We start from the raw sequence: 1,015 nt of genomic DNA on the forward strand, positions 1-1,015 counted from the left end.
ATTAAAAGCTACTATTTTTTTATTGTTTTCTTTACTTTTTAAATATATTGGACCATCAAAGGGATCTTTTTTTTCAACAATATACTGTTCTTTTAAATTTATGTTTAAATCCCGCAGATAGTCGTATAATTCAATATTATCCTCTACACTCAGTATAACAATTTCATCATCTTCTTCAGCCTCTGACAATTTTATGACATTTCCTTCATCAAAGTCTTTCAAATCATAAAAAATTGGACTTCCGTGTGGGCATTCTTTTGGATAAAATAAAAACTTTTCAAGTTTTTGAAGAAGTTTGTTACTTGTAACGTGTTCTAAAATCTCAGCCTCTTTATGAACATCTTCCTTATCATATCCCAGTTTTTCAAATAGAAAAACTTCCCAAACTCTATGTTTACGAATAATATCTAATGCAAAATTATTTCCTTTTTCAGTAAGCTTCACTTTCTTTTTTTCAATAGTTAAATAGCCTTCATTTACTAGCTTTTTTATCATTTCGCTAACAGATGCTGGAGAGATATTTAAATATTCTGCAAGTTTTTTATTGGAGTATTCTTTTTTCTTTTTCAAAGTGTATATCCCTTTTAAATAATCTTCAATACTTTTACTCATCTCAACTCCTTTCTTTTTGTCTTAGATAAGCCTAATTATAAAATTAGGCAAACCTAACAATGTTATATTACCACCAAATATTTAAATTGTCAATACCAATTAATAAAACTTTTAAAGAATTAGTAAGATTGATTTAAAAATTATAATTGTTATACTAAAAATACTTTTAAAATCTGGTAAATAAAAAAATGCACTTTATAATACAGATTTAACTGATGTTAAAGTGCATTTAACTGAATGAAAGATAAAGAAGATATAGAGAACCAAGTAAAAAAATTACTCAGTTTTATATATAACTTCCTAAATCAATTTCAAATTTAATTTTTTCTCCACTTTTATTTTTTGCAGATAAAAGCCCAGTTACATTTTCAAAAACGAAGGCTTTAGGCTGAACTTTTTTTAG

At 25.6% G+C, this 1,015-nt stretch carries 1 protein-coding gene; it reads right to left on the reverse strand.

Translation table 11 applies throughout. From position 1 onward, the window contains the following. Positions 1-612 (reverse strand): metal-dependent transcriptional regulator (locus Q0370_RS01115; protein WP_299570951.1); only part of this gene is annotated, 612 nt, incomplete at its 3' end. Positions 613-1,015: the final 403 nt, after the last annotated feature.

This window comes from uncultured Leptotrichia sp. (assembly GCF_938036635.1).
In the GTDB taxonomy this organism is placed as follows: domain Bacteria; phylum Fusobacteriota; class Fusobacteriia; order Fusobacteriales; family Leptotrichiaceae; genus Leptotrichia; species Leptotrichia hongkongensis.